This window comes from Comamonas faecalis (assembly GCF_039538025.1).
Taxonomy (GTDB): domain Bacteria; phylum Pseudomonadota; class Gammaproteobacteria; order Burkholderiales; family Burkholderiaceae_C; genus Comamonas_C; species Comamonas_C faecalis.
In genome coordinates this window covers 72947-93175 of record NZ_BAABBP010000004.1, presented here as the reverse complement: position 1 = coordinate 93175, position 20229 = coordinate 72947, and the positions used below count along the sequence as shown (strand labels likewise).

The window sequence follows — 20229 nt, the reverse complement described above, 5'->3', positions numbered from 1 at the left end:
CCAGCCCCTCACCTTGCCAGCGCCTTGAGCGCCAGCTTGATGCCCTCGCTCACGCCCACGTCGGCCGGCAGCGCCTTGAGCGCGGCGGCCGCCTCCTTGTCGTTGTAGCCCAGCGCCAAGAGCGCCTGCAGGATGTCCGCCTGCGCTTCGCTCGCCACCTGGGGGCGCACGCCAATGTCGGCGCCCAGCTTGCCCTTGAGTTCGAGCAGCAGCCGCTCGGCGGTCTTCTTGCCGATGCCCGGCACCTTGACCAGGCGCGCGCCCTCCTGCAGCGTCACCGCCTGCGCCAGATCGGATACGCCAATGCCCGACAGAATGGCCAGCGCGGTGCGCGGGCCCACGCCGCTGACCTTGATCAGCTCGCGAAACGTCTGGCGCTCGGGTGCGGTGGCAAAGCCGTACAAAATCTGCGCATCCTCGCGCACGATGAACTGGGTCAGCAGGCTCACCGCCTCGCCCACGCCGGGCAGGTTGTAGAAGGTGCTCATCGGCACCAGCACCTCATAGCCCACGCCGTGGCAGTCCACCAGCACCTCGGGCGGGCTTTTGTCCAGCAGGGTTCCTGTCAATTTGCCTATCATTCCTGTCCTTTGTTGCAGTTTTTGCAACAGCTATCCAGGGAATTATCCGCGTGATCCTGCGCCACGACTTCACCCCCCACAACAACCAGCGCCTGGCCCACCTGTGCGGCCCGGCCGACGCCCACCTGCGCACCATCGAGGCGGCGCTGCAGGTGCGCATCGCCCACCGCCACGAGCAGTTCAAGGTCGACGGCGCCAAGGCGCGCGCGCAGCAAGCCATGGAACTGCTGCAGGCGCTGTACGAAATGGCCGAGCGGCCGATACGCGACGAACAGATCCAGCTGATGCTGGCCGGCGACGCGCAGATGGTCGAGGCAGGCGACGGCGCCATCGTGCTCAACACCCGCCGCAGCGACCTGCGCGCGCGCACGCCCAACCAGAGCGTTTACCTGGCCAACATCGCCACGCACGACATCACCTTCGGCATCGGCCCTGCCGGCACGGGCAAGACGTATCTCGCCGTCGCCTGCGCCGTCGATGCGCTGGAGAGAAGCGCCGTGCAGCGCATCGTGCTCACGCGCCCGGCCGTCGAAGCCGGCGAGCGCCTGGGCTTTCTGCCCGGCGACCTGACGCAGAAGGTCGACCCCTATCTGCGCCCGCTGTACGACGCGCTGTACGAGCTGATGGGCTTCGACAAGGTGCAAAAGGCCTTCGAGCGCAACGCGCTGGAGATCGCCCCGCTGGCCTTCATGCGCGGCCGCACGCTGAACAACGCCTTCGTCATCCTGGACGAGGCGCAGAACACCACGCCAGAGCAAATGAAGATGTTCTTGACCCGCATCGGCTTTGGCAGCCGCGCCGTGGTCACCGGCGACGTCAGCCAGGTCGACCTGCCCAAGGGAGCGCTCAGCGGCCTGGTCGACGCCGAGCGCGTCTTGAAGCGCGTGCAGGGCATTGCCACGACGCGCTTCACCAGCGCCGACGTGGTGCGCCACCCGCTGGTCGCGCGCATCGTCGACGCCTACGACGCGCAGCGCAGCCGCCGCGGCGCCGACTGAAAGGAAAGCGCCATGGCCACCCGATTGAGCCAGCTTGCGCTGTCGCTGCAGTTCGCCCGCGACGCTGGCGCCCACCGCTCCGTGCTGGCGCGCCACAAGGTAGCGCGCTGGATACGCCACGCCCTGGCCGTCGACGCCGAGATCACGGTGCGCATCGTCGGCGAGGAAGAAGGCCGTCGGCTCAACCACGACTTTCGCCACAAGGACTACGCCACCAACGTGCTGACCTTCGACTACCAGCAGGAGCCCACCGTGCTGGCCGACCTGGTGCTGTGCGCCCCCGTGGTCGAACGCGAGGCGCGCGAGCAGAACAAGACGCTGGAAGAGCACTACGCCCACCTGCTGGTGCACGGCGCGCTGCACGCCCAGGGCTGGGACCACGAAACCAGCGAACAGGATGCGCAGGAGATGGAAGCCTACGAGAGCGCCATCCTGCAGGAACTGGGGTTTGCCGATCCTTATATGCAGTGACGTCAGGCCCCGGACGCGGGCAAAGCAGTTGCAACCCCGGCAACGCCAATCGCGCCCATGCGGGCTCTTACCATCGGCAGATGCTTGAAACCACCCTCCTCCTGGTCGCCGCGTTTTTTGCCGGCACGCTCAACGCGGTTGCCGGCGGCGGCAGCTTTCTGACGCTGCCGGCGCTGATCTTCGTCGGCGTGCCACCGGTAGTGGCCAACGCCACCGGCACCGTGGCGCTGCTGCCCGGCTACGTGGCCAGCATCTTCGGATCGCGCGAGGACATGGAGCCCGCGCCCGGCCTGACACTGCGCGCAGTGGTGCTGATCTCGCTGGTCGGCGGCGTGCTCGGCGCGGCGCTGCTGCTGGTCACGTCGGACAAGGCGTTCAACCGCCTGATCCCCTGGCTGCTGCTGCTGGCCACGGCCATGTTCGCCTTCGGCCCGCAGCTGCGCCAATGGGCCACGCGCCAGCGCAGCGCCAATGCACATCCGTCGCGCGCCAGGGCCGTCGCCGGCCTGCTGCTCGTGTCGGGCTATGGCGGCTACTTCAACGGCGGCATGGGCATTCTGATGCTGGCGCTGTTCGGCCTGCTCGGGCAGACGCGGCTGAACGCGATGAACGCGATCAAGAACCTGGTCTCCACGCTGCTCACCGCGATTGCGGTCGCCATCTACGCCGCCGGCGGCATCGTGCAGTGGAAGGAGGCGCTGATCATGATGGTCGCCGCCACCCTGGGCGGCTACCTGGGCGCGCGCGGCGCGCGCCGGCTGCCGCCGGCGGTGCTGCGCTGGAGCATCGTCGGCATCGGGCTGGTGATGACGGTGCTGTTCTTCCTCAGGGGCTGAGAATAAGTCGGCCGTGCCCGAGAGGCGCACCAAAACGCACCCAATCGAGGCTGAGTGCTGCGGCTCCAACAGTGCCTGCACACTGCTGGACGGCACGAAGAAGGTCAGCCTCTGGCTGGCCTGCGCCCTGCAAGGGCAAAACGCAGTGCAATAGCTCGGGCCATGGCGAGCATTTGCAACGATGAGTGGGAGTGTCTGGGCGTGCAAAGCGGGCATGGTGAATCTCTTCCCGACCTCTCATTCCATTTCTATATCGATCGAGTACGCGAAGGTGAAGCGCAGACAGTGCTGTAGCACGACAAGCGAAGCCGACAAAGTAATCGGTTGATATAGAAATGGAATCAAGCAATGACGGCCGGCGAAGGCGCGGCCTGCTGCAGCGCCCCGCCATGCGCCCACTCGATCCGGTTGCGCCCTGCCTTCTTGCCCCGGTAGAGCGCGGCATCGGCCTCCTGCAGGGCGGCCTCCACCCCATCCACGCCGCGCAAGACCTGCGAGATCCCGATGGTCACGGTGCAGCGCAGCGGCCCTTGCGCCCCCGATCGTGAAACGGCCTGCTGCGCGATGGCCACGCGCAGCCGCTCGGCCAGGCGCATCACGCCTGCGTCGTCCGCATCGGCGCAGACGACGACGAACTCCTCCCCGCCGGTGCGGCTGGCCAGGTCGCCATGGCGCAGCGTCTGGCGCAGCGCCTCGGCCACGTGGCACAGCACCTGGTCGCCGGCCTGGTGGCCATGGGTGTCGTTGATGCGCTTGAAATGGTCGATGTCCAGCAACAGCAGCCGCACATGCCCGGCGGCGCGTGCGCTGAAATGCCCCTGCAGCCCGGCCAGCAGGCCGCGCCGGTTGAGCAACTGGGTGAGCGGATCGCGTCCCGCCGCATCGCGCAGCGCATCGGTCAGGCGGCGCAGCACCAGCCAGATCATCGATGGCGCCAGCACCGTGGCCAGAAAAGTCATGTAGACGTAGAACACGATCTGTAGGCGCTGGCCCATGTCCAGCGCCTGCAGCCCGTCCCGGGCCACCAGCACACCCTTGGCGACGTTGAGCAGACACAGCCCGCCAATCAGCAGCGCAAACAGGCCCATCTCCACCCGCAAATCCCGGGCGACGCCACGCATGGCCTGCACCACGGCCGCGGTCATGGCGAGAAACGCCAGCGCCGAGACGAACGACAGCATGGCGTAGCGCGCCACCGGCCCCGCCAGCCACTGCACCAGCACCTGCGCCGCCGTATAGGCCAGCGCCCACCACAGCAGCGGCCGGAGCAAAGGCGCCGCGCGGCCAAAGAACCGCAGTCCGCCGACCACGTACACCAGGGGCACGCACAGGGTCAGCGTGTGGTTGAGCGCGCTCGCCGCGTTCCAGCCCGGCGGCCCGCCCAGCAGTTGCAGCACATAGGCGAAGCCCAGCATGGCGTTGCCGGCGGCAAACGCACCCATGCCCAGTTTGTCGCCCTGCAGGCGCGTGCTGATGAGCCAGAACATGACGGCAAAGCACAGCAAGTGCGTGCACAGCATGCCGACGATGAAGGTTGCAACCATGGGTCAAACAAGCAAAGAAGGGGATGGGCGCAACGCGAGGGCAAGGTCAGACTTCCGATGGGGAATGCCTTTTCTTCCTGGTGGCAAACCGCATGGGGCTATTTTCCCGAGGGTCAATCGCCGCCCGCCGGCGCAATGCGCAGCGGTATCGTCACCGGCCCGTCGTTGACCAGGTGCACCTGCATGTCGGCGCCAAAGCGCCCGGTGGCCACCTGCGGGTGCGCGGCGCGCGCCCGGGTCACGAAGTGGTCGTACAGGCGCTCGCCCTCGGCTGGCGCCGCCGCCTGGCTGAAGCCGGGGCGATTGCCGCTGCGCGTGTCGGCGGCCAGGGTGAACTGGCTGACGATGAGCAGGCCGCCGCACGCTCCCTGCCCGTCCAGATCCTGCACGCTGCGGTTCATCTTGCCGGCGTCGTCGGCAAAGATGCGCAGCTTGAGCACCTTGGCCAGCAGCCTGTCGGCCTCGGCCTCGGTGTCGCCCTGCTCGGCGCACACCAGCACCAGCAGGCCGGGGCCGATCCGGCCGACGGCCTGGCCGTCCACCTCCACGCGCGCCTGGCTCACGCGCTGCAGCACACTGATCATGGGGCGTCCTTCTGCTGGGCGCCCGGGCCATCCTGCGCCTCGGTCTGCTCGAACACGGTTTCCGCGCCCTCGGGCAGCAGCTCGATGGTGGCGTACAGGCCGGGGACCAGCGCCATCAGCTCGGCCTCGACCTCGGCGCGCGCGGCCGCCGCGCGCCCCAGCGTCCAGTGCGCCGGCACGTGCATGTGCAGGTCGAGGAAGCTGCGCGCGCCGGCACGCCGCGAGGTCAGGTTGTCGAAGTACAGGTGGCCGCCGGCGGCCTGGCTGCGCCGCGCCAGCGCCGCCTCCACTGGCGCCAGCAGCTTCTGCTCCATCGCCTCGTCCATCAGTCCTTGCGAGGCCTGCCAGACCAGCGCGCCGCCCTCCTTCAAGATATTGAGCGCCACGCCGACGGCCACCAGCGGGTCGAGCCACAGCCAGCCGGTGGTGTTGGCCGCGACCAGCCCGACGACGACGCCCGCCGAGGTCCAGACGTCGGTGATCAGGTGGCGCGCGTCGCCCGCCAGCGCCACCGAGCGGTGCACGCGCGCCGCGCGCAGCATGACCCAGGCGAGCAGCCCGTTCATGCCGGTGCTGACGATGGACAGCGCCAGGCCCCAACCCAGCTGCTCCAGCGGCTGCGGGTGCAGAAAGCGCAGCGCCGACGCCCACAGGATGGCGATGCTGGCGCCGACGATCAAAATGCCCTCGAAGCCGGCGGAGAAATACTCGGCCTTGTGGTGGCCGTAGGGGTGCTCGGCGTCGGCCGGGCGCGCGGCGATCGTCACCATCGCCAGCGCGAACATCGCACCGGCGAGGTTGACGAAGGATTCGAGCGCGTCCGACAGCAGGCCGACCGAGCCGGTGACCCACCAGGCCAGCGTCTTGAGCACGATGGTGAGCACGGCCACGGCCACCGAGGCGCGCAGCAGGCGGTGCGGCGTGAGCCAGCGCACCAAGGGAGTGGCGGTCGCAAAGTCAGGCATGGCCGCGATTACACCAGAGCCGCCGCGTCACGCCAGCGTCACATGAAGCGTGGACAATGGCGCCCATGCCGCTCACGCCCGACTTCATCGCCCCCTCGCGCCACAGCGACCCGGCCGCCGCGCTGGCGCAGATCCAGCACATCTACCAGCAGCAGGTGGCGCACCTGCGCCTGGCCATGCAGCGCTTCGTCGCCGGCGAGACGCCCTCGCAGCCGGTGCGCGCCTGCTACCCCTTCGTGCGCGTGCACACGCACACGGTGGCGCGCGCGCCCTCGCGCCTGGCCTATGGCTTCGTCGAGGGACCGGGGCATTACGAGACCACGCTCACCCGCCCCGACCTGTTTGCCAGCTACTACCTGGAGCAGCTCTCGCTGCTGCGCGCCAACCACGGCGTGGATCTGGAGGTGGGCACCAGCGCGCAACCCATCCCGATCCACTTCTCGTTCTCCGAGCACGACCATGTCGAAGGCCAGCTCTCGCCCGAGCGGCGCCAGCTGATGCGCGACCTGTTCGACCTGCCCGACCTGGCGGCCATGGACGACGGCATTGCCAACGGCACCTGGCAACCGCACCCGGGCGAGGCGCTGCCGCTGTCGCTGTTCACTGCGCCGCGCGTGGACTATTCGCTGCACCGGCTGCGCCACTACAGCGGCACCCAGCCCGAGTGGTTCCAGAACTTCGTGCTGTTCACCAACTACCAGTTCTACATCGACGAATTCGTGCGCCTGGGGCGCGAGGAGATGGCCAACCCGGCAAGCGAATACACCGCCTTCGTCGAGCCGGGCAACGTCGTCACACGCCGCGTGGGCCTGCCAGCCGAGGCCGCCGACGCGCTGGGCGCCGCCCCCGCGCGCCTGCCGCAAATGCCCGGCTACCACCTGGTACGCCCGGGGCATGCGGGCATCACCATGGTCAACATTGGCGTGGGACCGGCCAACGCCAAGACGATTACCGACCACATTGCCGTGCTGCGTCCGCACGCCTGGCTGATGCTGGGCCACTGCGCCGGCCTGCGCCACACGCAGCAGCTGGGCGACTATGTGCTGGCCCACGCCTACGTGCGCGAGGACCATGTGCTGGACGAGGAGCTGCCGCTGTGGGTGCCGCTGCCGGCGCTCGCCGAGATCCAGGTGGCGCTGGAGCAGGCGGTGGCCGACGTCTCGCAGGTGGCGCCCGAGCAGCTCAAGCGCATCATGCGCACCGGCACCGTGGCCAGCACCGACAACCGCAACTGGGAGCTGCTGCAGGGCAACCTGCCGCAGCGGCGCTTCAGCCAGAGCCGCGCGGTGGCGCTGGACATGGAGAGCGCAACGATTGCCGCCAACGGCTTTCGCTTTCGCGTGCCCTACGGCACGCTCTTGTGCGTCAGCGACAAGCCGCTGCACGGCGAGATCAAGCTGCCCGGCATGGCCGACCAGTTCTACCGCGACCGCGTCGACCAGCACCTGCGCATCGGCATGCGCGCCATCGACATCCTGCGCGCCGGCGGCGTCGACCGCCTGCACAGCCGCAAGCTGCGCAGCTTTGCCGAAGTGGCGTTCCAGTAGGCGCTTTGGTCAGGCGGAGATCGGCTGCTGCGCCGCCAGCAGCGCCGCCGCCTCGCGCGCGGCGACGCGCCCCTCGTCGGTCGGCACCACCCACACTTCGATGCGGCTGTCGGCCGCGTGGATGGCCATGGACGCCGCGCCATTGCCATGCCCCTTGTCGTGGCCGCTGGCCAGGCGGTTGCGGCCCGCGTCGATGCGCAGCCCCATCCAGCCCAGCTGGGCGCAGACCTGCGCGCGCAGCACGGCGTCGTTCTCGCCAATGCCGCCGCTGAAGGCCAGCAAGTCCATGCCCTGCAGGCAGGCGGTGAGCGCCCCCGTCTCGCGCACCACGCGGTGGGTGAACAGGTCGATGGCGCGGTGCGCGTCGTCGTTGCCGTCGGCGGCCTCGGTGCGCAGGCGGCGCATGTCGGCCGAGATGCCCGACACGCCAAGCAGTCCCGACTGCTTGTACAGCAGTGCCTCGATCTGCGCGCGCTCCCAGCCCTGCTCCAGCAGGTACAGCAGCACGCCGGGATCGAGCGCGCCGCTGCGCGTGCCCATCATCAGCCCGTCGAGCGCGGAAAACCCCATGGTCGTCGCCACGCTCGCGCCGTCGCGCACCGCGCACAGGCTGGCGCCGTTGCCCAGGTGGGCCATCACGACGCGCCCGCTCGCGCGCAGCGTCTTCTTCTGCAGCACCGACAGGATGTACTGATAGGACAGCCCGTGAAAGCCGTAGCGGCGCACGCCCTGCTCGCGCACGCTGGCGGGCAGCGCAAACATGGCCGCCACCTCGGGCATGTGGGCGTGAAAGGCGGTGTCGAAGCACGCCACCTGCGGCACGCCGGAAAACGCCGCGCGCAGCCGCCGTATGCCCAGCAGGTTGTGCGGCTGGTGCAGCGGCGCCATCGAGTTGAAGCGCGCCAGCTGCTCCAGCACCGCGTCGGTCACCAGCACGCTGCCCGTGTACACGCCTCCGCCGTGCACCACGCGGTGGGCCACGGCCTGCATGCGTGCGCCCGCGCCCTCGAACGTGGTCAGCAGCTCGCCCAGGCGCTGCAGCGCGGCGGCGAACGCCTGCTCGGGGTCGGTGGGGGGCAGCGTCTCATGGTGGTGCAGGCCGCGCAGCTGCCAGTCCAGCGCGGGCGTGCCGCCGGGCTCCAGGCCCTGGACCTGGCCCGACAGGATGTCGGGCAGCACCTCGCCGTTTTTCAAAGGATGCAGCGAGAACTTGAGCGAGGACGAACCGGCGTTGACGGCAAGAATGGCCATGTTGAATCGTGTGCAAAGTTGGAGGGAATCAGCCCTGCTTCCAGGCGTCGGCCTGGCGCTGCCGGCGCTGGGCGTGGGCGACCAGCAATGCCAGCACGGCCGACGAGGCGCGGGCGCGCTCGCCGTCGGCGCGGCTGGTCAGCGCAATGGGCACGCGCGCGCCCAGCACTAGGCCCGAGCCGCTGGCGCCGGCCAGGTATTCGAGCTGCTTGGCCAGCATGTTGCCGCTCTCCAGATCTGGCGCGACCAGGATGTCGGCCTGGCCGGCGACGGACGAGGTAATGCCCTTGATGCGCACCGCGTCCATCGACACCGCGTTGTCGAACGCCAGTGGCCCATCCAGCAGGCCGCCGGTGATCTGGCCGCGGTCGGCCATCTTGCACAGCGCGGCCGCGTCCAGCGTCGAGGCGATGGCGGGCGTCACCGTCTCGACGGCCGACAGAATGGCCACGCGCGGCTGCTCCTCGCCCATGACGCGCACGAAGTCGATGGCGTTCTGCACGATGTCGACCTTGTCCTGCAGGCTGGGCGCGATGTTGATCGCTGCGTCGGTGATGTACAGCGGCTTGGCGTACAGCGGAGCGTCGAAGCGGAACACGTGCGACAGGCGCCGGCCGCTGCGCAACTGCGGCTGGGCCAGAACGGCTTTCAGCAGCTCGTCGGTGTGCAGGCTGCCCTTCATCAGCATCTCGACCTCCTGGCGCGCGGCCATTTGCGCGGCCAGATCGGCCGCGGCGTGGCTGTGCTCGACGGCGATGACCTGCACGCCCTCCAGCGACAGCCCGGCCTCGTCCGCCGTGCGGCGGATGCGCCCCTCGGGGCCGATCAGCACCGGCACGATCAGACCGTGCGCGGCGGCGCTCAAGGCGCCCTGGAGGGAACCCGCGTCCACCGGATGCACGACGGCGCAGCGCGCGGCCGGCAGGCCCTTGGCCTGGCCCAGCAGCGCGTTGAAGCGCGCCTCGGGGTCGAACAGCTGCAGGTGCGGCGCGTTGATGCGCTGCACGCGCTCCTTGTGCTGGGGCGGCAGCAGGTGTGCCTCGCCGTGCAGCACCAGGTCGCCATGCTGGTTGGTCACCTGGCAGTCCATCACGACGTGTTTCTTCTCGTCGTCCCTGGACTTGACGGTGGCCTGCACCGTGAGCGTGTCGCCCACGTGCACCGGCTTGGTGAACCACAGCTGCTGGCCCAGGTAAATCGTCCCCGGCCCGGGCAGCTGCGTGCCCAGCAGCGCCGAGATCAGCGACGCGCACAGCATGCCGTGGGCGATCACGCCGTGGAACAGCGTGGCGTTGGCGTACTGCGGGTTCAGGTGCGCGGGGTTGATGTCGCCCGAGACGGCGGCAAAGGCCAGGATGTCGCGCTGCGTGACGGTGCGCACCAGGCGCGCGCTGCGGCCCACGGCCAGCTCGTCGTAGGTGACGCTCTCCATCCAGTCCCGTGCGGTATCGGTTTCGCTGCTCATGGCGTCTGTTCTTTCGTTGCGGGTTGGGTTGAAGAAGGCGGTGCGGCGCCGTTCTCAGTCGGCGTAGCGCACCATCACGTAGTCGCCCGGTGCGTCGGCCAGCGCGTGCGCCGGGTCGATCGGCCTGGCCGCCACCGGCTTGCCCGAGCGCTCGGCGATCCAGGCGTGCATGGCCTCCCACCACGATCCCTGCACCGTCGGCGCGTGCTGTTTCCAGTCCTCGGGGTCGACCCAGCCCTGGTTGCTGCATTCGGTGCAGTCGATCTGGTAGCTGCGCCGCGGATGGCCGGGCTCGCTGACGATGCCGGCGTTGTGCCCGCCCTCGGCCAGCACGAAGGTCAGCTGGGTGCTGGTCTGCAGGTGGATCTTGTAGACCGACTTCCAGGGCGAGACATGGTCGCGCGTCGTCGCCACGACCAGCATGGGCGCGTCAATGTCCATCAGCGCCACGGTGGAGCCGGCAAAGCGGTACTGGCCCGAGGCCAGCGCGTTGTTCAGGAACAGCGCGTCCAGGTACTCGGCGTGCATGCGCGCGGGCAGGCGCGTGGTGTCGGCGTTCCAGCTCATCAGGTCGAAGCTGGCGTCGTCCTCGCCCATCAGGTAGCGGCGCGTGTTGCGCCCCCACAGCAGGCTGCGCGCGGCAAGGTAGATGAAGGAGCCGCCCATCTGCCGCCCCGACATGTAGCCGCGCTCGTTCATGCGCTGGCGCAGCGTGGCCAGCTGCTCGGCGTCGATGAACACGCCCAGCTCGCCGGGATCGCTGAAGTCGGTCTGCGCCGCCAGCAGGATGACCGAAGCCAGCTCGGGCAGGTCATCCGGGATCAGCTCGCGCTCGCGCTCGGTGCGCGCCTTCCTTGGCTTGTGCGCCAGCCGCCCCAGCGTTGCCGCGACGATCGCGAGGAACGTGCCGCCCAGGCAGTAGCCCAGCGCATGCACGCGCGGGCGGCCACTGAGCTGCTTGACCGCGGCCAGCGCAGCCAGCACGCCGCTGGAGAGGTAGTCCTGCATCTTCAGGTCGCGGTCGCCGGCGTCGGGGTTGCGCCAGGAGATGACGAAGACCGTGTGGCCCTGGCCAACCAGGTACTTGACCATGGAGTTGTGCGGCGACAGGTCCAGGATGTAGTACTTCATGATGCACGAGGGCACGATGAGCACCGGCTCGGGCAGCACCTTGCCGGTCGTGGGGCTGTACTGGATCAGCTCGATCAGGTGGTTGCGAAACACCACCTTGCCCGGCGTCACCGCCACGTCGCGCCCCACGGCGTAGGGCAGCGGCTCCAGCCGCCCGGACGACGGATCGGAGCGTGCGTTGAAATATTCCTGCAGATCCTGCAGAAAGTACTGGTAGCCATCGAGCAGCGATCGCCCGCCCGTCTCCTGCGCCAGGCGCAGCACCTCGGGGTTGGTGAGCAGCCAGTTGGACGGCGACAGCGCATCGAGCGCCTGCCCGGTGAAGAAATTCACCATGTGCTGGTGGTGCTTGGACATGCCGCCGCACTGCTGCGCGGCCTCGCGCCACCACGCGTCGCTGGCCTGGTAGCCGGCCTTCAGCCAGCGGTAGGGCCACTGGTTCCACAGCGGGTCGGCAAAGCGCGCGTCCTTGTCGGGCTCGTCGCCTGGCAGTGCCATCACGCCGTGCTGCCAGGCCTGGGCGCCCAGCTCCCAGGCGCGCTGCGCCAGCACCGACTGGCGCCCCGGCGAGGCCATCAGGTGCATCGCCCAGTCGGCCTGCGCCAGCGCCAGCGCAATCGGCGACAGGCCGCCGGCGGCGCGCGCCATGCGGCCCTTGACGCTGGCGTCCATCGCGTGCGCGGCTTCGTGCTGGCGTTGGCGCACCTCGTCGAACAAAGGCATTTGGGCGGGAATGTGTTCAGGCATGGCGGCAGGCTCCTATTTCCTATCGGGCAGGGGTTCCGACCTGCCTTTATTGCATTGCAACAAAACCCCTGCGGCTGTCCCCTGTTTGACAGGCCTCGGCATTACCGCCATCTGCGGGGCGAAAGCGCCGGGATCAAGCGGCCTGCCGGCAGATCATGTCGGCCGCCTTCTCGGCAATCATCACCGTCGGCGCATTGGTGTTGCCGCTGGTGATGCGCGGCATGACCGAGGCGTCCACCACCCGCAGGCCTTGCACGCCGTGCACGCGCAACTGGGCGTCGACCACGTCCAGCGCGCCCGGCCCCATGCGGCAACTGCCGACCGGGTGGTAAATCGTGTCTGCCTTGTCGCGGATGAACCGGGCAATGGCCTCGTCGGTCTGCGCCTGTGCCGAATACTCCAGCTCGCGCCCGCCCAGTGCGGCCAGTGCCGGCTGGCGCAGGATGTCGCGCATCAGATGCACTCCGCGCACCATGCGCTGCAGGTCGCGCTCTTCCTGCAGAAAGGCCGGATCGATCAGCGGCGCGGCCAGCGCATCGGCGCTGGCCAGCTGCACGCTGCCGCGGCTGTCGGGCTGCAGCAGGCAGACATGGCAGGAATAGCCATGGCCCCAGCTGGGCGTGCGCCCGTGGTTGATCAGCTTGCCGACGACGAAATGCAACTGCAGGTCGGGCACGGCCAGCGCCGGGTCGCTCTTGAGAAAGCCGCCCGCCTCGGCAAAGTTGGTCGTCAGCAGCCCGGTGCGCTCGCTGCGCCACTGCAGCACGGCGCGCAGCAGGTTCCACGCGCCCCTGGGCGACACGCCAAAGGTATCGGTCAGGCGCGGTGCGCTCATCACCTGCACCACGTCCGGGTGGTCGTGCAGGTTCTGGCCCACGCCCGGCAGGTCGTGCACCACGGCCACGCCGTGGCGCTGCAGCAGATCGCCCGGCCCCACGCCCGACAGCTGCAGGATGTGCGGCGAACGCAGCGCACCGGCGCACAGCAGCACCTCGCGCGTGACCTGTTCGCGGTGCACCTGGCCGTCCTTCAGGTACTCGACGCCGGTGGCGCGCCGCTGCCCGTCGAACAGAATGCGCGTGACATGGGCGCCAGTGACCAGGGCCAGGTTGGAGCGCCCCAGGTGCGGCGTGAGATAGCCCTTGGCCACGCTGTGGCGCTCGCCATTCTTGTGCGTGACCTGGTACAGGCCCACGCCTTCGAGCCGGGCGCCGTTGAAGTCATCGTTGCGCGCGTGGCCGGCCTGTACGCCGGCCTCGACGAAGCAGCGACTGACCCGCCTTGGCGAGCGCAGGTCGGCCACGTGAAGCGGGCCACTGTCGCCATGCCAGTCGTCCAGCCCGCGCTCGTTGCCCTCGGCGCGCTTGAACCAGGGCAACACGTCGGCCCAGCCCCAGCCGGGGTTGCCCTCTGCGGCCCAGTAGTCGTAATCGCTGGCGTGGCCGCGCATGTAAATCATCGCGTTGATCGAGCTGGAGCCGCCCACCACCTTGCCGCGCGGCTGGTAGCCCCGGCGCCCGCCCAGCCCCTCTTGCGCCACCGTCGTCTCGCCCCAGTTGAAACTGCCGCGCGCGGCCATCACGGCCAGGCCCGCGGGGCAGTGAATCAGCACGCTGTCGTCGCGCGGGCCGGCTTCGAGCAGCAGCACGCGCACGCCGCGCTCCTGCGTCAGCCGCCCGGCCAGCACGCTGCCGGCCGACCCGGCACCGATCACGATGTAGTCGTACATACGTTCTCCTGAGGATGTCACCTGTGATGCTGCACCGCACGATAAACGGGCTAACATCGCACGATTGATTGGCTTTTTAACATCGGGCAGGGGTTGACATGACGATTTCGACAGTGGGCATCATCGGCGCGGGCACCATGGGCAACGGCATCGCCCAGGCATGCGCGGTCAAGGGCATCGACGTGGTGATGGTGGACATCTCCGATGCCGCCGTGCAAAAAGGCATCGCCACCGTGGCCGCCAGCCTGGATCGGCTGATCAAGAAGGAAAAAATCACCGCCGCCGACAAGGACGCGGCGCTCGCACGCATCAAGGGCAGCACCCAGTACGACGCGCTGAAGACCGCGCAGCTGGTCATCGAGGCCGCCACCGAGAACGAGACGCTCAAGGTCAAGATCCTGCAGCAGGTCGACGCCCTCGTCGCACCCGAGGTCATCATCGCCTCCAACACCTCGTCGATCTCGATCACCAAGCTGGCCGCCGCCACCAGCCGCGCAGAGCGCTTCATAGGCATGCACTTCTTCAACCCGGTGCCGATGATGGCGCTGGTGGAAATCATCCGCGGCCTGCAGACTTCCGACGACACGCACGACCGCGTCAAGGCACTGGCCGAGCGCCTGGGCAAGAGCCCGATCACCGTGAAGAACGCCCCGGGCTTCGTCGTCAACCGCATCCTGGTGCCGATGATCAACGAGGCCTTCTTCGTGCTGGCCGAGGGCCTGGCCACGCCCGAGGACATCGACGCCGGCATGAAGCTGGGCTGCAACCACCCCATCGGCCCGCTGGCGCTGGCCGACATGGTCGGCCTGGACGTGTGCCTGGCCGTGATGGACGTCTACCTGCAGGAATTTGGCGACAGCAAATACCGCGCCTGCCCGCTGCTCAAGGAATACGTCGCCGCCGGCCGCCTGGGCCGCAAGACGGGGCGTGGGGTGTATCAGTATTGAGCCGAGCGAGCGCTGCCGCTCATGGAAAGCGAATCTGAGAAAGATACGTCTCGCAGTGGCCGAGTTGAGCGAGCCGCCAATTGTCCTTGGAATGGTGTCGTGATCTTGGCCGATTTGACACCATTGGCCTCAAAAGCAATGACATAAGTGCTGTGGGCGCTGGGCGCCGAGTCATTCGCCAGCCGGGGCCCGGCGTACAGGCCCGAAGGCTGGCTCGCGCAAATTCAGGAGCCTTGCCATACGCGCGTTTGCGAGCAGTTCTTCGCTGCAGCGCATCAACAGCTCGCGCAGTGTCATGGACTCTGCCTCGCTGCGATCGATGAAGATGCCGCGCCGCATCTCAGGCTCGATGGTGGCGGCCCAATCCTGGGCGTCGCGCTTGCTCTCGAAGGTGCCGCTGGCCACTTTAAAGCCCCTGCGCCGCACGATAGCCTGATACTGGAATTGCCTGTTTACGGACTGCCGGCTTGCGCCGGCGATGAATTGTCCGTCTACACAAATTCTGTACACCCTCGGATCTCCCGATAGCCCTACATGAAGGATTCGACGGCAAGGCACGAGGAGGATTCAACACTTTACGAGAACATAACCAAAAAAAAGCTTACGACAAATCGTAAGCCTTTGATTTTATTGGTTGCGCGAGAAGGATTTGAACCTCCGACCTTTGGGTTATGAGCCCAACGAGCTACCAGACTGCTCCATCGCGCGATATAGATTATACCCTAGCTTTTAGGCGTTCGCCTCAGCTTCCGCATTTTTATCTTCAGCACGGTCAACCAGCTCGACATAGGCCATCGGAGCGTTGTCGCCCACGCGAAAACCCATCTTCAAAATGCGCGTGTAACCACCGGGACGGGCATTGAAGCGCGGCCCCAGGTCGTTGAACAGCTTGGTGACGCTGTCGCGGCTGCGCAGGCGGTTGAATGCCAGGCGGCGGTTGGCCAGGCTGTCGGTCTTGGCCAGCGTGATCATCGGCTCGATGACGCGGCGCAGTTCCTTGGCCTTGGGGACAGTGGTCTTGATGGCCTCGTGCTCGATGAGCGAGTTCATCATGTTCTGCAGCATCGCCAGGCGGTGCGCGCTGGTGCGATTGAGTTTGCGAAGGCCATTTCCGTGGCGCATGGTGCTTTCCTTTTACTTCAATTAATACGGGCAGCCGTATCAGGTACTGCCCGCTGCACTGACTCTCGAAGTGAGAGCCCAAGATTATATATCAGCGCTTTTCCAGACCGGCGGGCGGCCAGTTCTCCAACTTCATGCCCAGGGTCAGGCCACGCGAAGCCAGCACTTCCTTGATCTCGTTGAGCGACTTGCGGCCCAGGTTCGGGGTCTTGAGCAGCTCATTCTCGGTACGCTGGATCAGATCGCCGATGTAGTAGATGTTCTCTGCCTTCAGGCAGTTGGCCGAGCGCACCGTCAGCTCGAGTTCGTCGACCGGGCGCAGCAGGATGGGGTCGAAGGTCGACGCACCACGCTGGCTGCTGCCCTGCGCAGCGAAGATGTCTTCGCCGCCCTCGAGCTGAGCAAACACGGCCAGTTGCTCGACCAGAATCTTGGCCGAGGCGCGCACTGCGTCTTCGGCGGTGATCGCACCGTTGGTCTCGATGTCCAGCACCAGCTTGTCCAGGTCGGTGCGCTGTTCGACGCGGGCGCTCTCGACCGTGTAGCTCACACGCTTGATCGGCGAGAACGAAGCGTCCAACACGATGCGGCCAATCGACTTGGATGCCTCATCCGCATAGCGGCGCAGGTTGCCGGGTACGTAGCCGCGGCCCTTCTCAACCTTGATCTGCATGTCGAGCTTGCCGCCCTGGGACAGCGTGGCGATCAGGTGTTCCGGGTTGACGATCTCGACGTCGTGCGGCGTCTGGATGTCATGCGCCGTGACCACACCTTCGCCGTCCTTGCGCAGAGAGAGCGTTACTTCGTCGCGGTTGTGCAGCTTGAACACCACGCCCTTGAGGTTGAGCAGGATGTTGACCACGTCTTCCTGGACGTTGTCGATCGACGAAAACTCATGGACGACACCGGCGATCGTCACTTCAGTGACTGCATACCCGATCATGGACGAGAGCAGAACGCGGCGGATAGCGTTGCCCAGCGTATGGCCGTAGCCGCGCTCAAAAGGCTCCAGCGTGACTTCGGCGCGGTTGGCGCCGAGTTGCTCGACACTGATGGTCTTGGGCTTGAGCAAATTGGTTTGCATGCAGACTTCCTCTCAATACCCCCGGCTCGTTACACCGGTAAGGCTGATGAAGCACCCGCAGCGCAATGCCTTGCGGTGCGGGCGCGTTTTTGGAGTGATCTCAGGATTCAGAATCAACGCGAGTACAACTCGACGATCAGCGATTCGTTGATATCCGCACCAAACTCGTCGCGGTCGGGAGCCTTCTTGAAGACGCCTTCGACCTTCTCGGCGCTGACCTCAACCCAGGCGGCGATGCCCACTTGCTGGGCAAGCTGCAGGGCCTCGACGATGCGCGCCTGCTTCTTGGACTTCTCGCGCACTGCGACCACGTCGCCAACCTTGACCAGGTAGGAGGCGATGTTCACGCACTGGCCGTTGACGGTGATGGCCTTGTGCGACACCAGCTGGCGCGCTTCGCCACGGGTCGAGCCAAAGCCCATGCGGTAGACGACGTTGTCCAGGCGGCTTTCCAGCAGACCCAGCAGGTTGGCACCCGTGTTGCCCTTGCGGCGGTCGGCCTCTTCGAAGTAACGGCGGAACTGCTTTTCCAGCACGCCGTACATACGCTTGACCTTCTGCTTCTCGCGCAGCTGCAGACCGTAATCGGAGGTGCGCTGGCCCGAGGTGCGGCCGTGCTGGCCGGGCTTGGAGTCGAACTTGGCCTTGTCCGCGATTGAGCGGCGAGCGCTCTTGAGGAACAGGTCGGTGCCTTCACGGCGGGAGAGCTTGGCCTTGGGGCCGAGATAACGTGCCACTTGGTTTTCCTTGTCAATCAACTACCGCTGCCATGCAACAGCGGGAGCCACCAACGCGCAAGGCGTTTGGTGGCGGTGGGCTTCAAAAAAAGAATTAGATACGACGGCGCTTTTGAGGGCGGCAGCCGTTGTGGGGAACCGGCGTCACGTCGGAGATCGACGTGATGCGGATGCCCAGCGCACCCAGCGCGCGCACCGAAGACTCACGACCCGGGCCGGGACCCTTGATCTCGACATCCAGGTTCTTGATGCCCTGCTCCATGGCGGCGCGGCCAGCCACTTCCGAGGCCACCTGGGCAGCAAACGGCGTGGACTTGCGCGAACCCTTGAAACCCTGGCCGCCGGAGGAGGCCCAGGACAGGGAGTTGCCCTGGCGATCGGTGATCGTGATGATGGTGTTGTTGAACGAAGCGTGGACGTGAGCAACACCGTCAGACACGTTCTTGCGCACTTTTTTGCGAACGCGCTGCGCTGCGTTACTGGCAGGAGACTTGGCCATTGTGTTCTTTCAGTCCTTATTTCTTCAGTGCCGCTGCGCCCTTGCGCGGACCCTTGCGGGTGCGGGCGTTGGTGCGGGTGCGCTGGCCGCGCATGGGCAGGCCGCGGCGATGGCGGAAGCCCCGGTAGCAGCCGATGTCCATCAGGCGCTTGATGTTCATCGTGGTTTCGCGGCGCAGATCGCCTTCCAGCGTGAAATGCGCCAGCTGATCACGGATTTTTTCCAAGTCGGCGTCGGTCAAATCCTTGACCTTCTTGGAGTATTCGATGCCGCATGCTTCGCAGATCTTGCGTGCACGCGAACGCCCGATGCCGAAGATGGCCGTCAGACCAATCTCAGCATGCTGATGGGGCGGGATGTTGATACCAGCGATACGAGCCATGTGTGTCCTCTTTAAATCAGAATCAACCTTGGCGCTGCTTGTGGCGCTGGTCGGTGCAGATCACACGTACCACACCCTTGCGGCGGATGATCTTGCAGTTGCGGCAAATTTTCTTGACTGAGGCCGAAACTCTCATTGCATTCTCCTAAGCTTGTCCAATCGTTTCCGGCTTGCGGCACGGAAATTTCATACCAGTGCCCGCGACGAAACGATGGGCATCTCTTGATTGCAATTTCTGGCGAACCGAAGATTATAGGGCATACGCCAAAAATTGCGTTGGCAGTTTCACAGTGTCGTCTTGAAATTGGCTTTCTTGAGCAACGACTCGTACTGCTGGCTCATCATGTAGTTCTGCACCTGCGACATGAAGTCCATCGTGACGACCACGATGATCAACAGCGACGTTCCACCGAAATAGAACGGCACGTTATATTTCAGGATCAGGAATTCGGGCAGCAGGCACACCAGCGTGATGTAGATCGCACCCACCAGCGTCAGGCGCACCAGGATCTTGTCGATGTAGCGCGCCGTATGCTCTCCGGGGCGGACCCCGGGGATGAAGGCGCCACTCTTTTTCAGGTTGTCCGCGGTTTCCCGGCTATTGAAGACCAGGGCCGTGTAGAAGAAGCAGAAAAAGATGATGGCAGCCGCATACAGCAGCACATAGATCGGCTGTCCGGGTGTCAGCATGCCGGCCATGTCCTTGAGCCAGCGCATCGACTCACCCGCACTGAACCAGTTCACCACGGTGGCCGGCAGCAGGATGATGGACGAAGCGAAGATCGGCGGAATCACACCTGCCATGTTCAGCTTCAAGGGCAGGTGCGACGATTGTCCGCCATAGACCTTGTTGCCGACCTGGCGGCGCGCGTAGTTGACCAGGATCTTGCGCTGACCACGCTCGATGAACACCACGAAGTAGGTCACGAGCGCCACGATGGCGATGATCAGGATGGCCGCGATGACACTCATTGCACCGGTGCGCACCAGCTCCAGCATCCCACCGATCGCACTGGGCAGGCCCGCCGCGATACCAGCAAAGATCAGGATGGAAATGCCGTTGCCCAGACCACGCTCGGTGATCTGCTCGCCCAGCCACATCAGGAACATGCTGCCCGCCGTCAGACTGACCACTGCCGTCAGGCGAAAGCCAAAACCCGGGCTCAGCACCAGGCCTGCCGAGCTCTCCAGCGCCACGGCAATGCCGAGCGACTGGAAGATGCACAGGCCCAAGGTGCCATAGCGTGTGTACTGCGTGGTCTTGCGTCGGCCCGCCTCGCCCTCTTTCTTCAGTTGCTCGAACGTCGGAACGACGTAGGTCATCAGCTGCATGATGATCGACGCCGAGATGTACGGCATGATCCCCAGCGCGAAAACCGTGAAGCGCGACAGCGCTCCACCCGAGAACATGTTGAAGAGGTTGAGGATTCCGCCCTGCTGGCCGCTGAACAGCTGCTGCAGTTGGTTCGGGTCGATTCCCGGAACGGGAATGTGCGCACCGATGCGGTACACGACCAACGCGAGCAACAGGAAGACCAGGCGACGGCGCAGATCGCCGTACTTGCCCGTCTTTGCCAGTTGAACTGCGTTCGTAGCCACGTTTGTCCTT

Annotated in this window: 21 protein-coding genes and 1 tRNA gene; 5 read left to right on the top strand and 17 right to left on the bottom strand. The window is 66.4% G+C overall.

Going from position 1 to position 20229, the window contains the following annotated elements; all coding sequences use genetic code 11:
• Positions 1-8: 8 nt before the first annotated feature.
• Positions 9-581, bottom strand: coding sequence for a Holliday junction branch migration protein RuvA (gene ruvA, locus ABD767_RS03680; protein WP_103044235.1), 573 nt, complete (start codon positions 579-581; stop codon positions 9-11).
• Between the two features lie 50 nt (positions 582-631).
• Here ruvA and ABD767_RS03675 point away from each other — a divergent pair, with 50 nt between their 5' ends.
• The 3 genes from ABD767_RS03675 to ABD767_RS03665 all read left to right on the top strand — a co-directional run bounded on the left by ABD767_RS03675 (position 632) and on the right by ABD767_RS03665 (position 2886).
• Complete coding sequence (locus ABD767_RS03675; protein WP_103044234.1) at positions 632-1579, top strand: PhoH family protein; 948 nt, start codon at positions 632-634, stop codon at positions 1577-1579.
• A gap of 12 nt (positions 1580-1591) precedes the next feature.
• Positions 1592-2050, top strand: a complete 459-nt coding sequence (gene ybeY / locus ABD767_RS03670) for an rRNA maturation RNase YbeY (RefSeq protein WP_103044233.1) — start codon at positions 1592-1594, stop codon at positions 2048-2050.
• An 80-nt stretch (positions 2051-2130) separates the two neighbouring features.
• On the top strand, positions 2131-2886 hold the full coding sequence (locus tag ABD767_RS03665; RefSeq protein ID WP_103044232.1) for a TSUP family transporter: 756 nt from the start codon (positions 2131-2133) through the stop codon (positions 2884-2886).
• A gap of 341 nt (positions 2887-3227) precedes the next feature.
• Here the strand turns inward: ABD767_RS03665 and ABD767_RS03660 are convergent, their stop codons facing one another.
• The 3 genes from ABD767_RS03660 to ABD767_RS03650 all read right to left on the bottom strand — a co-directional run bounded on the left by ABD767_RS03660 (position 3228) and on the right by ABD767_RS03650 (position 5979).
• Positions 3228-4430: a diguanylate cyclase gene (locus ABD767_RS03660; protein WP_103046163.1), complete on the bottom strand. Its 1203-nt coding sequence runs from the start codon at positions 4428-4430 to the stop codon at positions 3228-3230.
• 113 nt (positions 4431-4543) lie between these two features.
• Positions 4544-5014 carry a D-aminoacyl-tRNA deacylase gene (dtd, locus tag ABD767_RS03655; RefSeq protein WP_103046164.1) on the bottom strand — a complete coding sequence of 157 codons (471 nt, stop codon included), beginning with the start codon at positions 5012-5014 and terminating at the stop codon, positions 4544-4546.
• Entirely contained in the window at positions 5011-5979 is a 969-nt protein-coding gene (locus ABD767_RS03650) for a cation diffusion facilitator family transporter (protein ID WP_103046165.1), read from the bottom strand. The genes dtd and ABD767_RS03650 overlap by 4 nt, the downstream gene beginning before the upstream one ends.
• Before the next feature lie 65 nt (positions 5980-6044).
• On the opposite strand from ABD767_RS03650, the gene ABD767_RS03645 reads away from it, so the two are divergent.
• Positions 6045-7526: an AMP nucleosidase gene (locus ABD767_RS03645; RefSeq protein WP_103046172.1), complete on the top strand. Its 1482-nt coding sequence runs from the start codon at positions 6045-6047 to the stop codon at positions 7524-7526.
• A gap of 9 nt (positions 7527-7535) precedes the next feature.
• Here ABD767_RS03645 and ABD767_RS03640 read toward each other — a convergent pair whose 3' ends face one another.
• The 4 genes from ABD767_RS03640 to ABD767_RS03625 form a co-directional block, all read right to left on the bottom strand.
• Positions 7536-8777, bottom strand: coding sequence for an acetate/propionate family kinase (locus tag ABD767_RS03640; protein ID WP_103046166.1), 1242 nt, complete (start codon positions 8775-8777; stop codon positions 7536-7538).
• Positions 8778-8805: 28 nt separating this feature from the next.
• Positions 8806-10242 carry a bifunctional enoyl-CoA hydratase/phosphate acetyltransferase gene (locus ABD767_RS03635; RefSeq protein WP_103046167.1) on the bottom strand — a complete coding sequence of 479 codons (1437 nt, stop codon included), beginning with the start codon at positions 10240-10242 and terminating at the stop codon, positions 8806-8808.
• A 54-nt stretch (positions 10243-10296) separates the two neighbouring features.
• A complete protein-coding gene (locus ABD767_RS03630; protein WP_344868266.1) occupies positions 10297-12120 on the bottom strand; it encodes a PHA/PHB synthase family protein in 1824 nt (607 codons plus the stop codon).
• A 133-nt stretch (positions 12121-12253) separates the two neighbouring features.
• Positions 12254-13849, bottom strand: coding sequence for a choline dehydrogenase (locus tag ABD767_RS03625; RefSeq protein WP_103046169.1), 1596 nt, complete (start codon positions 13847-13849; stop codon positions 12254-12256).
• 98 nt (positions 13850-13947) lie between these two features.
• On the opposite strand from ABD767_RS03625, the gene ABD767_RS03620 reads away from it, so the two are divergent.
• The gene (locus ABD767_RS03620; RefSeq protein WP_103046170.1) at positions 13948-14796 is read left to right on the top strand and encodes a 3-hydroxybutyryl-CoA dehydrogenase; all 849 of its coding nucleotides are present in this window, start codon (positions 13948-13950) and stop codon (positions 14794-14796) included.
• 171 nt (positions 14797-14967) lie between these two features.
• Here the strand turns inward: ABD767_RS03620 and ABD767_RS03615 are convergent, their stop codons facing one another.
• The 9 genes from ABD767_RS03615 to secY form a co-directional block, all read right to left on the bottom strand.
• Positions 14968-15201 carry a hypothetical protein gene (locus ABD767_RS03615; protein WP_344868261.1) on the bottom strand — a complete coding sequence of 78 codons (234 nt, stop codon included), beginning with the start codon at positions 15199-15201 and terminating at the stop codon, positions 14968-14970.
• Positions 15202-15427: 226 nt separating this feature from the next.
• Positions 15428-15504 (bottom strand) — tRNA-Met (locus tag ABD767_RS03610).
• A 21-nt stretch (positions 15505-15525) separates the two neighbouring features.
• Positions 15526-15918 (bottom strand): 50S ribosomal protein L17, encoded by a 393-nt coding sequence (gene rplQ, locus ABD767_RS03605; protein ID WP_103045889.1) that lies wholly within the window; start codon positions 15916-15918, stop codon positions 15526-15528.
• Between the two features lie 91 nt (positions 15919-16009).
• Complete coding sequence (locus ABD767_RS03600; protein WP_103045890.1) at positions 16010-17002, bottom strand: DNA-directed RNA polymerase subunit alpha; 993 nt, start codon at positions 17000-17002, stop codon at positions 16010-16012.
• 113 nt (positions 17003-17115) lie between these two features.
• Complete coding sequence (gene rpsD / locus ABD767_RS03595) at positions 17116-17739, bottom strand: 30S ribosomal protein S4 (protein ID WP_103045910.1); 624 nt, start codon at positions 17737-17739, stop codon at positions 17116-17118.
• A 94-nt stretch (positions 17740-17833) separates the two neighbouring features.
• A complete protein-coding gene (gene rpsK, locus ABD767_RS03590; protein WP_103045891.1) occupies positions 17834-18238 on the bottom strand; it encodes a 30S ribosomal protein S11 in 405 nt (134 codons plus the stop codon).
• A gap of 16 nt (positions 18239-18254) precedes the next feature.
• Positions 18255-18620: a 30S ribosomal protein S13 gene (gene rpsM, locus ABD767_RS03585; protein ID WP_103045892.1), complete on the bottom strand. Its 366-nt coding sequence runs from the start codon at positions 18618-18620 to the stop codon at positions 18255-18257.
• A 22-nt stretch (positions 18621-18642) separates the two neighbouring features.
• A complete protein-coding gene (gene rpmJ / locus ABD767_RS03580; RefSeq protein WP_003050535.1) occupies positions 18643-18756 on the bottom strand; it encodes a 50S ribosomal protein L36 in 114 nt (37 codons plus the stop codon).
• A 149-nt stretch (positions 18757-18905) separates the two neighbouring features.
• Positions 18906-20219 (bottom strand): preprotein translocase subunit SecY, encoded by a 1314-nt coding sequence (gene secY / locus ABD767_RS03575; RefSeq protein WP_344868253.1) that lies wholly within the window; start codon positions 20217-20219, stop codon positions 18906-18908.
• Positions 20220-20229: the final 10 nt, after the last annotated feature.

Bases quoted from the DNA above. Each gene is read 5' to 3' on its own strand.
- ABD767_RS03660 (WP_103046163.1), bottom strand. From the start codon at position 4,430: ATGGTTGCAACCTTCATCGTCGGCATGCTGTGCACGCACTTGCTGTGC.
- ABD767_RS03665 (WP_103044232.1), top strand. From the start codon at position 2,131: ATGCTTGAAACCACCCTCCTCCTGGTCGCCGCGTTTTTTGCCGGCACG.
- rpmJ (WP_003050535.1), bottom strand. From the start codon at position 18,756: ATGAGAGTTTCGGCCTCAGTCAAGAAAATTTGCCGCAACTGCAAGATC.
- ABD767_RS03600 (WP_103045890.1), bottom strand. From the start codon at position 17,002: ATGCAAACCAATTTGCTCAAGCCCAAGACCATCAGTGTCGAGCAACTC.
- ruvA (WP_103044235.1), bottom strand. From the start codon at position 581: ATGATAGGCAAATTGACAGGAACCCTGCTGGACAAAAGCCCGCCCGAG.
- rplQ (WP_103045889.1), bottom strand. From the start codon at position 15,918: ATGCGCCACGGAAATGGCCTTCGCAAACTCAATCGCACCAGCGCGCAC.
- ABD767_RS03630 (WP_344868266.1), bottom strand. From the start codon at position 12,120: ATGCCTGAACACATTCCCGCCCAAATGCCTTTGTTCGACGAGGTGCGC.
- ABD767_RS03620 (WP_103046170.1), top strand. From the start codon at position 13,948: ATGACGATTTCGACAGTGGGCATCATCGGCGCGGGCACCATGGGCAAC.
- rpsM (WP_103045892.1), bottom strand. From the start codon at position 18,620: ATGGCTCGTATCGCTGGTATCAACATCCCGCCCCATCAGCATGCTGAG.
- ABD767_RS03635 (WP_103046167.1), bottom strand. From the start codon at position 10,242: ATGAGCAGCGAAACCGATACCGCACGGGACTGGATGGAGAGCGTCACC.
- ABD767_RS03640 (WP_103046166.1), bottom strand. From the start codon at position 8,777: ATGGCCATTCTTGCCGTCAACGCCGGTTCGTCCTCGCTCAAGTTCTCG.
- ybeY (WP_103044233.1), top strand. From the start codon at position 1,592: ATGGCCACCCGATTGAGCCAGCTTGCGCTGTCGCTGCAGTTCGCCCGC.
- ABD767_RS03650 (WP_103046165.1), bottom strand. From the start codon at position 5,979: ATGCCTGACTTTGCGACCGCCACTCCCTTGGTGCGCTGGCTCACGCCG.
- dtd (WP_103046164.1), bottom strand. From the start codon at position 5,014: ATGATCAGTGTGCTGCAGCGCGTGAGCCAGGCGCGCGTGGAGGTGGAC.
- rpsK (WP_103045891.1), bottom strand. From the start codon at position 18,238: ATGGCCAAGTCTCCTGCCAGTAACGCAGCGCAGCGCGTTCGCAAAAAA.
- ABD767_RS03625 (WP_103046169.1), bottom strand. From the start codon at position 13,849: ATGTACGACTACATCGTGATCGGTGCCGGGTCGGCCGGCAGCGTGCTG.
- ABD767_RS03645 (WP_103046172.1), top strand. From the start codon at position 6,045: ATGCCGCTCACGCCCGACTTCATCGCCCCCTCGCGCCACAGCGACCCG.